Source organism: Brevibacillus sp. FSL L8-0520 (assembly GCF_037963895.1).
Lineage (GTDB): Bacteria > Bacillota > Bacilli > Brevibacillales > Brevibacillaceae > Brevibacillus > Brevibacillus borstelensis.
Genome location: NZ_CP150171.1, coordinates 410,001 through 422,919 on the forward strand (window position 1 = coordinate 410,001; position 12,919 = coordinate 422,919).

At 49.0% G+C, this 12,919-nt stretch carries 11 protein-coding genes and 4 tRNA genes; 14 read left to right on the plus strand and 1 reads right to left on the minus strand.

Features of this window, described 5'->3' with window-relative positions; genetic code table 11:
• Window positions 1-4 precede the first annotated feature (4 nt).
• The 5 genes from NSQ24_RS02375 (at window position 5) to rocF (ending at window position 1,560) form a co-directional block, all read left to right on the plus strand.
• Window positions 5-80, plus strand: a tRNA-Lys gene (locus NSQ24_RS02375).
• Window positions 81-108: 28 nt separating this feature from the next.
• Window positions 109-185: transfer RNA gene (locus NSQ24_RS02380), tRNA-Arg, on the plus strand.
• Between the two features lie 77 nt (window positions 186-262).
• A tRNA-Pro gene (locus NSQ24_RS02385) sits at window positions 263-339 on the plus strand.
• Window positions 340-403: 64 nt separating this feature from the next.
• Window positions 404-477: transfer RNA gene (locus NSQ24_RS02390), tRNA-Gly, on the plus strand.
• 186 nt (window positions 478-663) lie between these two features.
• Window positions 664-1,560, plus strand: a complete 897-nt coding sequence (gene rocF, locus NSQ24_RS02395) for an arginase (protein ID WP_003393022.1) — start codon at window positions 664-666, stop codon at window positions 1,558-1,560.
• A 78-nt stretch (window positions 1,561-1,638) separates the two neighbouring features.
• On the opposite strand, the gene NSQ24_RS02400 is transcribed toward rocF, so the two are convergent.
• Window positions 1,639-1,788 (minus strand): aspartyl-phosphate phosphatase Spo0E family protein, encoded by a 150-nt coding sequence (locus NSQ24_RS02400; RefSeq protein WP_003393023.1) that lies wholly within the window; start codon window positions 1,786-1,788, stop codon window positions 1,639-1,641.
• Window positions 1,789-1,967: 179 nt separating this feature from the next.
• Here NSQ24_RS02400 and sigW point away from each other — a divergent pair, with 179 nt between their 5' ends.
• From sigW to NSQ24_RS02445, 9 genes are all read left to right on the plus strand, one after another.
• Window positions 1,968-2,531: an RNA polymerase sigma factor SigW gene (sigW, locus tag NSQ24_RS02405; RefSeq protein ID WP_003393025.1), complete on the plus strand. Its 564-nt coding sequence runs from the start codon at window positions 1,968-1,970 to the stop codon at window positions 2,529-2,531.
• A 17-nt stretch (window positions 2,532-2,548) separates the two neighbouring features.
• The gene (locus tag NSQ24_RS02410; RefSeq protein WP_003393028.1) at window positions 2,549-3,172 is read left to right on the plus strand and encodes a zf-HC2 domain-containing protein; all 624 of its coding nucleotides are present in this window, start codon (window positions 2,549-2,551) and stop codon (window positions 3,170-3,172) included.
• Between the two features lie 108 nt (window positions 3,173-3,280).
• On the plus strand, window positions 3,281-4,102 hold the full coding sequence (cdaA, locus tag NSQ24_RS02415) for a diadenylate cyclase CdaA (RefSeq protein ID WP_003393030.1): 822 nt from the start codon (window positions 3,281-3,283) through the stop codon (window positions 4,100-4,102).
• Window positions 4,095-5,336 (plus strand): CdaR family protein, encoded by a 1,242-nt coding sequence (locus NSQ24_RS02420; RefSeq protein ID WP_339167172.1) that lies wholly within the window; start codon window positions 4,095-4,097, stop codon window positions 5,334-5,336. Before cdaA ends, NSQ24_RS02420 begins: the two co-directional genes overlap by 8 nt.
• A 47-nt stretch (window positions 5,337-5,383) precedes the next feature.
• Window positions 5,384-6,730, plus strand: a complete 1,347-nt coding sequence (gene glmM, locus NSQ24_RS02425) for a phosphoglucosamine mutase (protein WP_003393033.1) — start codon at window positions 5,384-5,386, stop codon at window positions 6,728-6,730.
• A gap of 463 nt (window positions 6,731-7,193) precedes the next feature.
• Window positions 7,194-9,026 (plus strand): glutamine--fructose-6-phosphate transaminase (isomerizing), encoded by a 1,833-nt coding sequence (gene glmS / locus NSQ24_RS02430; RefSeq protein ID WP_031933402.1) that lies wholly within the window; start codon window positions 7,194-7,196, stop codon window positions 9,024-9,026.
• Between the two features lie 248 nt (window positions 9,027-9,274).
• A complete protein-coding gene (locus NSQ24_RS02435) occupies window positions 9,275-10,054 on the plus strand; it encodes an ABC transporter ATP-binding protein (protein ID WP_031933401.1) in 780 nt (259 codons plus the stop codon).
• Window positions 10,044-12,209 (plus strand): ABC transporter permease, encoded by a 2,166-nt coding sequence (locus NSQ24_RS02440; RefSeq protein WP_339167175.1) that lies wholly within the window; start codon window positions 10,044-10,046, stop codon window positions 12,207-12,209. Before NSQ24_RS02435 ends, NSQ24_RS02440 begins: the two co-directional genes overlap by 11 nt.
• 37 nt (window positions 12,210-12,246) lie before the next feature.
• A complete protein-coding gene (locus NSQ24_RS02445; RefSeq protein WP_031933400.1) occupies window positions 12,247-12,915 on the plus strand; it encodes a response regulator transcription factor in 669 nt (222 codons plus the stop codon).
• Window positions 12,916-12,919 lie beyond the last annotated feature (4 nt).

Sequence of the window (12,919 nt, forward strand, 5' to 3'; positions counted from 1 at the left end):
GTTTGAGCCATTAGCTCAGTTGGTAGAGCATCTGACTTTTAATCAGAGGGTCGAAGGTTCGAGTCCTTCATGGCTCACCAGTTTTTTTATTTTTAAAGTGAACGAGATGTGCCCTTAGCTCAGCTGGATAGAGCGTTTGACTACGAATCAAAAGGTCGGGAGTTCGAATCTCTCAGGGCACGCCATTTTTCCCCTAAAAATAATGCGAAGCTTTGTTCATCGCATAGTGTTGACACCGGGGATTAGACAATTGATTTTGTGTCGGGAAGTAGCTCAGCTTGGTAGAGTACTTGGCTTGGGACCAAGGGGTCGCAGGTTCGAATCCTGTCTTCCCGACCATTTCTTCTTATGATCCCGTGTATTCCATTGGGATTATATGCATTTTCAAGCGATTATTTCTTATGCGGGTGTAGTTCAATGGTAGAACTCCAGCCTTCCAAGCTGGTCGCGTGGGTTCGATTCCCATCACCCGCTCCATAAGTGTAAAGGACATGCCGTTGGCAGTCCTTTTTTATTTTTAGCGGCAGATCGTTCTTTCTTTTTCCTAGGACCCTTTTCCTATCGGTTTATTTATGCAGATTTGTGTCGAGTTGAGTCATTTCTTCTTTCAAGGCTACAATAAGTAACAAACAACAAGGTAACCGAGAGGAAGGGGTAACGAGTATGAACAAAAACATCAGTATCGTTGGTGTACCGCTTGATCTGGGAGCAGACCGCCGCGGTGTCGATATGGGACCGAGTGCGATTCGTTACGCTGGAGTGATTGCCCGTCTGGAGCAAATGGGTTTGAACATCCAGGATAAAGGAGATATTCCCGTTACACGTCCTCGCAATTTTACAGAGACAGAGAACCATAAGTATTTGGACGAGGTAGTTGAAGCGAATCAAAAGCTCGCTGAGGTTGTAAGCGGTATCATGCAGGAAGGACGTTTTCCTTTGGTGCTGGGAGGGGACCACAGTATCGCTCTCGGGACAGTAGCAGGCGTGGCCAAGAACGTGAAAAATCTGGGGGTCATTTGGTTTGACGCTCACGGTGACCTGAATACGGGAGAGACCTCTCCATCGGGGAATATCCATGGCATGCCTCTGGCTGCGAGTCTAGGCTTTGGCCATGAACGTCTGGTCAATATCGGAGGCTTTGCACCGAAGCTGAAACCAGAGAATGTGGTGATCATTGGTGCGCGGGATTTGGACAGAGGGGAAAGAGAATTGATCAAGAGGATCGGGCTCAAGGTGTTTACCATGCATGAGATCGACAAGCTGGGAATGGCTCGCGTAATGGAGGAAGCCATGGCTCACGTGTCCAAAAACACGGATGGGGTGCACCTCAGTCTGGATCTGGATGGTCTGGATCCTCATGACGCTCCGGGCGTAGGTACCCCGGTCATAGGCGGGATATCCTACCGGGAAGGACACCTGGCCCTGGAGATGCTGGCAGATGCGGACATACTCTGTTCGGCTGAATTTGTAGAGGTAAACCCAATCCTCGACCGGGAAAATGTGACGGCACGTGTAGCAGTAGCACTCATGAGTTCCGCTTTTGGCGACAAATTGTTATAAGGGCAAAAGGAGAGGGAAACAGGCCTCTCCTTTTTTGTTTCCACATCTTTACATGCGCCAGGGAAAGCGTTACAGTGACTAAGGATGGAAATGCAGTTGGTTAAGGAGATTGTCGAGGCGTACGCTCAGCTCGACCATTTCCGGAGTTATGGCTGCCAGTTCTTTATACCTGTCGTTTAACTCTTGACGAAGCTGTTCGATTTGGAACAGAACATCATCCTGACTCATTTAAACCACGCTCCCTTTACACCATCAGGATAAAAGAGGTACCATCACTACTATATAGAGAGAACCTTGATCTTTATTCCACTCATTCCCAGAAAATTGGCGGGATAAACATAATCAAAACTGAAACCATTTGAGGTATTATCCGTATATAAGGATTACGGTATTGCGGGGAGGATCGCATGGATTTTGTAGAAAAACGGTTGACTCAGCGCGCCAAACGCGGAGATCGCGAGGCTTTTGCTGAGTTGATCGAAATATATAAAGACAAGATATTTCAACTCGCATACCGGATGGTAGGTAACCGTCAGGATGCGGAGGATATCGCGCAGGAAACCTTTTTGCGGGTCTATGCCAATCTGCACACCTACGACGAGAGCTACAAGTTCTCCACGTGGATTTACAGGATTGCAACCAATCTGTGTATTGACCGGGGCAGAAAGAAAAGGCCTGACTTTTCCCTGGATGAAGAAGTAGAACCCGGACAGGGAATGGACTGGTATTCCCGCCTATCCTCAAACGAAAAGAACCCGGCAGACTCGCTTGTCACGCAAGAGCTGCAGGAGACCGTACAGGATGCCTTGTCGCATCTGGCACCAAAGTATAGGTCGATCATGATTTTGCGCTATATTGAAGACCTGTCGCTTCAGGAGATTAGCGATATCGTCAAATTGCCAGTCACAACCATCAAAACCCGTATCCATCGCGGTCGGGAAGCATTGCGCAGCAAGCTGCGATTCATGTAGGAAAGGAGAAAGTCACGATGGAATGCCGAGAAATGTCTGTTCTCATTCATGAGTTTCTGGACGGGGAAATTGACGAATTGTCCAATCAGAAATTACAGACCCACATGAGAACATGTGCCTCCTGTCGTCAACATCTTCAAGAGCTGCAAAGAGCGATCGCTTTTGTACAAAGCGCGTCACATATACAAGTATCTCCGGATTTTACAGCCCGGGTATTTGCGCAACTGCCAACGCCGACGAGGAAAAAACGTTTTTCTTCTTGGCTGCGCAATCATCCGTTTCTTACAGCTGCAGCTGTCTTTCTCTTCCTGATGACGGGGAGCACGATGGCCAACTGGTATGAACGGGACAATACACTGCAAATTGCCTCGTCCAACATGGATAAACTGAAGATTGACCGTACGCGCAATGTCGTCGTGGTTCCGGCCGGCACCACCATTGATGGAGATCTGGTCGTACGCAACGGCAATGTCGAGGTACAGGGCGAAGTGCGAGGGAACGTTGTGGCAATTGAGGGGAAGGTCGTTCTGGCATCGACTGCACACGTGGCAGGAAGCGCTGAATCGATCGAAGCCATTTTCGAATGGATTTGGTATGAAGTGAAAAATATTGGAAATGACTTGCTTCCCGTCTTCCCATAGGAGAAAATAAAGGGTACAACAATAATGAGCACGGCGCCAGAAGCCGTGCTTTTTCCGCAGGAATAAGAGCGACCGCATTGAGATGGAGCGAGATATGGGGGCTTCGTTATGATATCACTGGAATATGGGGATATATTGCGGTATGTGATCGATATTTCGCTCGTCACATACGTGATCTATAAATTAATTATGCTTATCCGGGGGACGCGGGCGGTCCAGCTGCTGAAAGGGATCATGGTGATTATCGTCACTTGGCTGCTGAGCAAGTACTTCGAGCTGAAGACCCTGCACTGGCTGATGTCCCAGGCGTTTACCTTCGGGGTACTGGCTATCGTGATCATCTTTCAGCCGGAGCTGCGGCGAGCGCTGGAGCAGTTGGGACGCGGGAAGCTGTTTTCTCGCACCAATACGATTCAGGATGAGGAAATGGTCAAGCGGGTCGTACAGGAAGTGTGCAAGTCCGTTACGTACATGGCCAAGCGTCGGATCGGGGCCTTGATCGTCATTGAACGGGAAACGGGCCTGAATGATTTTGTGGAGACGGGAATTGCCATCAATGGACGAGTCAGTTCAGAACTGTTGATCAATATTTTTATCCCAAATACACCTTTGCATGACGGGGCGGTCATCATGAGAAAAGATATTATCTTGGCAGCAGCGAGCTATTTGCCCCTCTCCGAAAACAATTCGATCTCAAAAGAGCTGGGAACCCGGCACAGAGCTGCGATCGGAGTAAGCGAGGTTTCCGACGGTATGGCGATTGTCGTTTCCGAAGAGACTGGACAAGTTTCCTTTACCGCGAACGGGCAAATGAACCGGAATTTGACCGAGGAGCAGTTGGCTGAATTGCTCACCGAGCAACTGCATCCGGCCCTGAAGAGCAAATCCATGGGAAGTCGTTGGCAATGGAGGCGAAAACAACATGGATAAATGGTTGAACAGTCACTGGTTTGCGCGCATTGTTGCTCTATTGTTGGCCGTGATGATGTGGACGGTGGTCAATGTGGAAAGCGACACAACGCCGACCACGGATTCAGCGCCGCCGCTCTTGATCGACAGCGTCAACCTGCACGTAAAGTATGACACGGATCGTTATTACGTCGCCAAAATGCCGCGTACCGTGCAGCTTGCTCTGGAGACAAACAATCCGTTTTACAAGCATAATCTCGTGCCCCAGGACTCCAGAGAGGTGTATGTCGACCTCATGGACAAGGGGAAGGGGACACACCGTGTTCCGGTCCAGTACAAAGGATTTCCCGACGATGTGAAAGTCGGAATTATTCCCAGTATTGTCGAAATTACGCTCGAGGAAAAGAAAACCGTAGAGCGGGAAGTCACGGTCGAGCTGCTCGGCCAGGTCGCCCCCGGCTACAAAGCCGGAGAGCCGCTGGTCAAGCCGTTCCGCGTACTTGTCCGGGTACCGGAGAGTCAGGCCGACAAGGTAGCCGCAGTAAAGGCTCCCGTCGATCTGGAAGGGGCTACGTCTCCGATCAAGACGACAGTGCCGTTAAAGGTGATGGACAAGTCGGGGAATACGCTGCAGGGCGCGGAGGTTATCCCGCTCACGGCGGAGATCAGCGTGCCGGTGACAAGCCCGTATGTACAGGTGCCGATCAAATTAAACTTGACGAATGAATTGCCCGATGGATATAGTTTGGCTAGTGTGGATACGAATGTGGATGAGGTCACCGTATACGGTCCGAAGGAAGTCATCGATGCGATGAAATCGGAGACGTATCCGGGGCCGGAAATCGATCTGAGCGATGTGACCTCGGATCGCGTCATCGAACGAAAGATGCCGATATTGGAGAACATCGTAAAGGTGGAGCCGGATTACCTGAAGGTAGCCCTGAAGGTCGTGCCGTCCGAAACCAAACGCTTGGAGAAGATTCCAATCCGCATCAGCGGTCTGGCCGAAGACATGGAGGCGCGCGTACTGTCCGGAACGGGGCAAGAGATGTCCACGATGGACGTCGACACGGTTGGAGCGCCGACCATACTGGAGAAACTAAGACCGGAGGATGTGCAGGTCGTGGCAGATGTCAGCAACATGCCGGCGGGAGTGTATGAGGTGCCGATCACCTACATCTTTAACCAGCCGGATTACGTCAAGACGGCCAAGAATGCGATCACGAAGGTTACTGTGGAAATCACCAAAAAATAGCGCTGGGCATAAGCTGTTTTGTACAAGGAAAGAAATGAGGGACAAACATGGGGAAGTATTTCGGAACTGATGGTGTGCGCGGTGTAGCCAATGCGCAGTTGACGCCGGAGCTGGCGTTTCGAATCGGGCGCGTAGGCGGTTACGTTCTCACCAGACATAAACAGGAAGGCAAGCCCAAGGTAGTCATTGGACGCGACACGCGCATTTCCGGTCAAATGCTGGAAAGCGCGCTGTTGGCCGGTCTCCTCTCTGTTGGAGCAGAAGTAGTTCGTCTGGGAGTAATCTCTACTTCCGGCGTTGCTTATTTGACACGAGCGCTGGGAGCAGATGCCGGTGTCATGATTTCCGCCTCGCACAACCCTTACCCGGACAATGGAATCAAATTTTTCGGGAGCAACGGGTTCAAGCTTTCCGACGAGGTGGAAGCAGAGATCGAACAATACCTGGATGCGGCTGAAGACACGCTGCCGCGGCCGACTGGGGAGCACATCGGAGCGGTGCTGGACTTCCTGGAGGGTGGACAGAAGTATCTCTCCCATTTGAAAAGCTCAGTAACGGAACGTTTTGACGGGCTGAAGGTCGTGCTGGATTGTGCCAATGGTGCCGTTTCCTCGCTGGCTGCAAGGCTGTTTGCGGACGTGGAAGCAGAGGTGATCACCATCGGAGCGAATCCGAACGGGGTCAACATCAATGAGCAGTGCGGGTCCACGCATCCCGAACGCCTGCAGGAGGAAGTCGTCAAGCACAAGGCTCATCTGGGACTTTCCTTTGACGGCGATGCCGACCGCTGTATTGCGGTAGATGAGAACGGTGAAATTGTAGACGGCGACTACATCATGGCGATCTGCGCCCGGGCTCTCAAGGCAAAAGGCAAGCTGAACAACAACACGGTCGTGACGACGGTCATGGCGAACATGGGCTTTTTCAAAGGCATGGAAGAATGCGCGATCAACACGACCAAAACTGCGGTGGGAGACCGCTATGTCGTGGAAGAGATGCTGCGTGGCGGCTACAATCTCGGCGGCGAGCAGTCCGGACACATCGTGTTTCTCGATTACAACACGACGGGAGACGGCCTGTTGACCGGCCTTCAGCTCCTGAACATCATCAAGGAATCGGGCAAGCCCTTGTCTGAATTGAAGCAGGTTATGACCAAATACCCGCAGCTTTTGGTCAATGTCCGCGTAGAAGACAAGACCAAGCTGAACGGAAACGAAGCGATCGAACAGGCGATCCGTGAAGTGGAGGCCGAGCTGGCTGGCAACGGCCGCGTGCTCGTGCGTCCGTCCGGCACGGAGCCAATCGTCCGTGTCATGGCAGAAGGCCCAGACGAAGCACAACTGGATGAGCTGGTGAACCGCATCGTTGAGGTCGTGAAAAAGGAACTCGTGTAAAAAGTCAGGGGAGTGGTACAGCGCCACTCCCTTTTGCATACAAGTATAAGACAAAAGAATGATTGTGAAGGACAGGGATCTATGATAAAGTTTGGTTTGTGCCTGGGCTCACAATGAAAAAGGGGGAGTGCAGCGAAAAGAGACAATGACATAGCATCGATCTTGATGGGAAAGCGCCAGCACTGCAGCTGCCCGACGTGGAGTGCAGTGGACGAGGTGGAGGTTTATCGAAGCATTCGGCGGATGCCTCCCGGCCGAGTATCGCGGCCGCGGAGCGCGGGGGCAAAACAACAGGGCGACTTGTTGCACAAGACCCGCGCATGATACAGATGATTGTTTTATGGAATGGTTTTATCGAAAAAATCAAGCTGACCACATATACAATTGGAATGGCGGGGGAGCAACCCCCGTACCATTGACAACTGGGTTGTGTCCCCCGTCATAGGGAAGGGGACAAACACACATGTGCGGAATTGTAGGATACATTGGCGATAAACAAGCGCAAGAGGTAATTATCGGAGGTCTTCGCAAGCTGGAGTACCGCGGGTATGACTCGGCCGGAATCGCGGTATTGACCGAGCAGGGGCTGCTCGTAGACAAGGCAAAAGGACGCCTCGCTGTTTTGGAAGGAAAGCTGGCAGCACAGCCGCTGGCCGGAAATGCAGGGATCGGACACACGCGTTGGGCGACGCACGGAAAACCGTCTGACGAAAACTCCCACCCGCATACGGATTCGAGCCACAAGTTTGCTGTCGTCCATAACGGCATCATCGAAAACTTTCTGCCGATCAAGGAAGAGCTGATCGCAAAAGGATACGCCTTTACCTCGGAGACGGACACCGAAGTAATCGCGCACCTGCTCGCGGATCTCTACGACGGGGACATCGTGTCTACCGCCCGCAAGGCCGTACAGCGCATGCGCGGTGCCTACGCATTGGGAATCATGACGGAGCACGAGCCGGATAAGCTGGTAGCAGTGCGTCTCGCAAGTCCGCTCATCGTCGGAATCGGAGAGGGAGAGAGCTTCATCGGCTCGGACATCCCGGCTCTCCTGGAGCACACGCGCGATGTCTATATCCTCAATGAAGGCGAAATGGCGGTATTGACCCGGGAAGGCGTTCAGCTGATGGATGCCCAAAGCGGCGAGAAGATCGAGCGCGATGTGTTCCACGTAGACTGGGATCTGGTCCAAGCAGAAAAAGGCGGGTACGATTCGTTCATGCTCAAGGAAATCTATGAGCAGCCGCAAGCCGTACGCGACACGATGGGCGCACGGATCGACCAGGAGAAAAAGCAGGTCATCCTGCCTGAGCTGAATATGAGCGATGCGGAGCTGGCCTCCTACGACCGCCTCTATATCGTGGCGTGCGGAACGTCCATGCACGCTGGACTGGTCGGGAAGGACGTCCTGGAAAAGTGGACCCGCGTACCGGTAGAGGTGGCCGTCGCGTCGGAATTCCGCTACCGCGATCCGATCTACACCGACAAGACGCTGATGATCGTCATCAGCCAGTCCGGTGAGACGGCAGACACGCTGGCCGCGCTCCGCGAGGCGAAGAAGAGCGGGGTCAAAGTTCTGGCGATCACCAACGTCGTCGGCAGCTCCGTAGCCCGCGAGGCGGACGAAGTAATCTTTACCTGGGCCGGCCCGGAAGTGGCGGTGGCCTCGACGAAAGCCTATACGTCCCAGGTGATTGCCCTGTACCTGTTTGCGCTGTACTTCGCGCAGGTAAAAGGGACACTGGCGGCTGCAGAGATCGCAGAGGTAGTCGAGCATCTGCAGGAGCTGCCGGCGAAGATCGGCGCCATCCTGGCCAACGTCGAGCCGATCCGCCAGTTTGCCCAAAGCATCCAGGACGCGACCAGCCTGTTCTTTATCGGACGGGGACTGGACTATGCGGTCTCCCTGGAGGGCTCGCTCAAGCTCAAGGAGATCTCCTATATTCACTCCGAAGCGTACGCGGCGGGAGAACTGAAGCACGGTACGCTTGCGCTGATTGAAGAAAACGTCCCGGTGGTGGCGCTGGCTACCCAACCGGACATTTACGAAAAAATGGTCAGCAATATCGTGGAAGTCAAAGCCCGCGGCGCCCATGTGCTCGGCTTTGCTCTCGAAGGAGACCGCGACCTGGCCAAATCGGTGGACGGCGTCATCCACGTCCCAGCCACCACGCCGATGTTAACGCCAATTTTGACCGTCATTCCATTGCAATTGCTGGCGTACTACACTTCTGCTGCGCGCGGGCTTGATGTTGATAAGCCGCGGAATCTGGCGAAGAGTGTTACGGTGGAGTAAGGGGTTTTTGAAGTAGCATAAGTGCAAAAAGCAAATAAAGTCCTATACCAGCAGTTTAAACTTGTGCTGAAGCAATTAAAAGTCGCATTAAGCCGGGCAGATCAGGATTATTTTCTGACATTTGCTCGGCTTTTTTCATGTCCTGCATTTTTCCTTACGCCATTTGTAAGTGTTTCTCGTCTTTCGTACTGACTATAATGTGTATAGCTCAATTCGATTCTAGTTGTTGAAGAAAGGAGCCTTATACAGTGGTCAGACAAGGAAAATTACTAGAGGTTCAAGACTTGCAAAAAAACTACGGGAAGAAGAACAATATAACAAAAGCTTTAAACGGTGTCAGTTTTGATGTTCTCCCCGGAGAATTCTTGGGAATAATGGGACCAAGCGGTTCTGGCAAAACTACGTTATTAAACTGCATTGCAACCATAATAAAACCAACATCTGGGCGTGTACTTTTACACGGTAAAAATATCAGTGCTTTCGACAGTAAGGATTTAGCTGAGTATCGCGGCAGTCGGATTGGATATTTGTTTCAAGACTTTGAATTGCTGGATAATCTAACGGGACAAGAAAATATACTATTGCCTTTATCGATTCATGGGGTGGATTTTACAAAAGCACGAGCTAAATTAGATGAGCTAGCCGGTTTTTTAGAAATTACGGATATCCTTCATAAATTCCCGTCTCAGATGTCTGGGGGACAGAAGCAAAGGGTAGCTGCCGCACGTTGTTTCATTACTGATCCAGATATCGTTCTTGCGGATGAACCGACAGGGGCATTGGACACGCGCTCTGCAAGAACTTTAATGAATAAGCTGGAAGGTATGAATAGAACGAGCGGAAGAACTATTTTAATGGTCAGCCACGATCCTAATGCAGCAAGTTTTTGCTCAAGAATCCTTTTTATTCAAGATGGTGTGATATTTCATGAACTGCGTCGCAAACATGATGAGACTCGCGAGAAATTTTATGAAAGAATCTTGCAGGTACTAGCTCAGCTTGGGGGAGGAAGCGCAAATGTTCTCTAAGCTGATTTATCGCAATGCGAAACGAAGTCGCAAGGAGAATCTCATTTACTTTGCAACACTTGTAATCGCAATAGCGTCGTTTTATATCATTCTTTCACTGGGCAGACAAGATGTTATTTTGTTCTTAAAGGAGTTTGAAAGTGATTCGATCGACAAGCTTTTAGCTCAAATGCCCATTGTGTATCTATTTGCGTTATTTTTATTGTTTTTCTTGATTTTATTTGCGAATCGGTACCAATTAAATCGAAGGAGTAAAGAGTTTGGCCTCTATCTCTTGTTGGGAATGCGCAAGAAACGCCTTGTTCTTCAACTATTGGCAGAGGGGTTCATTACTTCTATTTTGGCACTCATTGCAGGGCTCTTGATTGGTGGATTCTTAGCAGAAATAATCAGCTTGACGGTTTCTAAACTAGTCGGACAGGGAATTATCGGTCATCAAATAAGCTTGTCGGCAGGTGCGATTTTCTTTACCATCATCGGTTTTTTATCCATTCAGTTTATAGCACTGGCCATTCTTGGCGGAAGGTTGTTTAAACAAGAGGTGCATCAATTACTTTATGAGCAAATGGATAAGAAACAAGATATGGGGCATTTTACGGGCAATGTACTCACTTTATTGGCAGGCGCTGTTTTCCTGGGTGTCGCATATTGGGTTGCTTTATATCGTTTCACGGATATTGCCGGACTGCTTCTGTTTGTGGCAGTGGCTCTCGGAAGTTTAGGTACGGTCCTTTTTATGAGGGGTTTTGGGAAATTGCTAGGCTTATTGGCAAGCTTGTCTAAAAATAAATCTACAAAAGGTCTGCACACATTTACAGTAAGGCAGTTTCAAGAAAACGTAGCCAATAGATCTACTTCTGTTGCAGTAACATCTATTCTAATCACGTTGTCTATCATTTTGATAGCAGATGGTGCTTCAACTTTTATAGGGTTAGAAAATGTTTTTGCTAGGAGTTCCTCTGTCTATGATTTTACTGTTAATGGAGATAGTCAAAAAATTGAGCAATTTCTTGCTTCGGAAAAAATGGAACCATATGTAGAGGACTTAAACCTGCTGAAAATTGGGAGAATGAAATATAAGGATGAACGCGGCGAAGACGGCATCCCTTTGTCTTTGGTAGACTGGTCTGCATTGAGAGAACAAATGATTATGGCTCTGCCAGACAACTATAAAGAGCAAGTTTTATCGGGAGAAATACAGAATTACAGTTTCAGTTCGGAAAACCCTGAAGCACTTAATCTTTTTGGGGTTCTGGAGACGGATACAACAGCACCTTACCTCATTCCAGAATCATCTTATAATGGTCTTTTAAAAGCCGTAGGAAAAAAAACGTTGAACCTGCATTCAGATGAAATTGCTTTATACTTTAATCCGGATTTTATGCCGATGGATAATCTGGAAAGCATGCCTGTACTAGATCATATTCTTGAAAAGGCTGCCAAAGAGGGCAAAAGCTTGATGAGCATTCATGGTCAGGCGGTATATATACACCCCTCAATTCCAATGAGAGGTTTAGTAGCAGACCGCTCCGTACAAATTTTTTCAGCATTTATCGTCCCTGATCATATGTTTGAACAATTAATGAATACGGAAACCTATGTGGCGTATTGGAATTTTCGAATCCCGCAAAAGCTGCAAGACCAGGAAGGTTTACTGAAACCAATGATGGAGGCCAGAGATTTATTAAAAGCTTCAGGCTTCACGTTTGAAAGTTATTTGCAAAACTTTGGACGCAAACTCTTCTATGTTGTTGCTGGGAGTTATGCAACACTATATATGGGATTCTTGTTTTTGATTATTGCTTGTACGGTATTGGCTTTACAATTTTTGACACAGGTGAAACAGACTGGACAACGCTATGTAACGCTTTCCATGTTGGGGGCAAAACGTAATCAAATGAAGAAATCCATCCACAGACAGGTGTTGCTGACTTTTCTGTTACCTGTATCTCTTGCATGCGTGAGTGGAGCTGTTGGCATAAGGGCTATGATTGCATTTGTTATGATTCACATCGATGACAAAGCGTCCCTTTATCCGATTGCCCTTGCCTCTGCCTGTATTGTAATCGTAATTTTGGGGATTTATGGAGTAGCAGTTGCCCGTTCAGCAGATCATGAACTAGATAAATTGCGTTGGAAACCAAATATAGAGTAAAAAACAGTTGCAATTTACATCGAAGGGTGGTGCTGAAGTGGCGAGGATTACCATTGTTGAAGATGATCCGCTGATGAGGGAAGAATTAATCGATATACTGCAAAAAGCTGGTTATGAAGTGGCTGCCATTGCGGACTTCCAAGATATAGTGGCTCAAATAGCCACTTTGGCACCAGACTTAGTCTTGTTGGACATCAATTTACCGGGACAATCGGGATTTGAAATTTGCAAAAGTCTAAAATCACAAGGAACTGGTCCCATATTGATTCTTACATCTAGAGATAAGTTGCAGGATGAATTGCATGGTCTTGATTTAGGTGCAGATGATTATCTCACAAAACCGTGCAATCGAGATAGATTGTTGGCTCGCATTCAAAACCTGCTAAGAAGATTTGAAGGACGACCAGGCTTGATAAATGGCGGCAGTTTTTTCCTAGACCCCAATACCTTTACCTTGTATAAGGGATCTCAATCGATAGTATTATCAGCAAATGAAGGAAAAATTTTATTGACTTTAGTGCAGCATAGACCTGAGATTGTATCCAAGTCTACATTACGTGAACTTTTATGGGGAACAGACCAATATATCGACGAAAATGCACTTCAAGTAAATCTGACTCGCTTGCGCAAAACGCTACGACAGTTAAACTTGGAAGATCAAATTGAGACTATAAGAGGTCAAGGTTATCGACTTAGGGGTAGGTGAAGGC

Excerpts from the sequence above, each read along its gene's own strand:
- rocF (WP_003393022.1), top strand. The coding sequence starts at position 664 with ATGAACAAAAACATCAGTATCGTTGGTGTACCGCTTGATCTGGGAGCA.
- NSQ24_RS02400 (WP_003393023.1), bottom strand. The coding sequence starts at position 1,788 with ATGAGTCAGGATGATGTTCTGTTCCAAATCGAACAGCTTCGTCAAGAG.
- sigW (WP_003393025.1), top strand. The coding sequence starts at position 1,968 with ATGGATTTTGTAGAAAAACGGTTGACTCAGCGCGCCAAACGCGGAGAT.
- NSQ24_RS02410 (WP_003393028.1), top strand. The coding sequence starts at position 2,549 with ATGGAATGCCGAGAAATGTCTGTTCTCATTCATGAGTTTCTGGACGGG.
- cdaA (WP_003393030.1), top strand. The coding sequence starts at position 3,281 with ATGATATCACTGGAATATGGGGATATATTGCGGTATGTGATCGATATT.
- NSQ24_RS02420 (WP_339167172.1), top strand. The coding sequence starts at position 4,095 with ATGGATAAATGGTTGAACAGTCACTGGTTTGCGCGCATTGTTGCTCTA.
- glmM (WP_003393033.1), top strand. The coding sequence starts at position 5,384 with ATGGGGAAGTATTTCGGAACTGATGGTGTGCGCGGTGTAGCCAATGCG.
- glmS (WP_031933402.1), top strand. The coding sequence starts at position 7,194 with ATGTGCGGAATTGTAGGATACATTGGCGATAAACAAGCGCAAGAGGTA.
- NSQ24_RS02440 (WP_339167175.1), top strand. The coding sequence starts at position 10,044 with ATGTTCTCTAAGCTGATTTATCGCAATGCGAAACGAAGTCGCAAGGAG.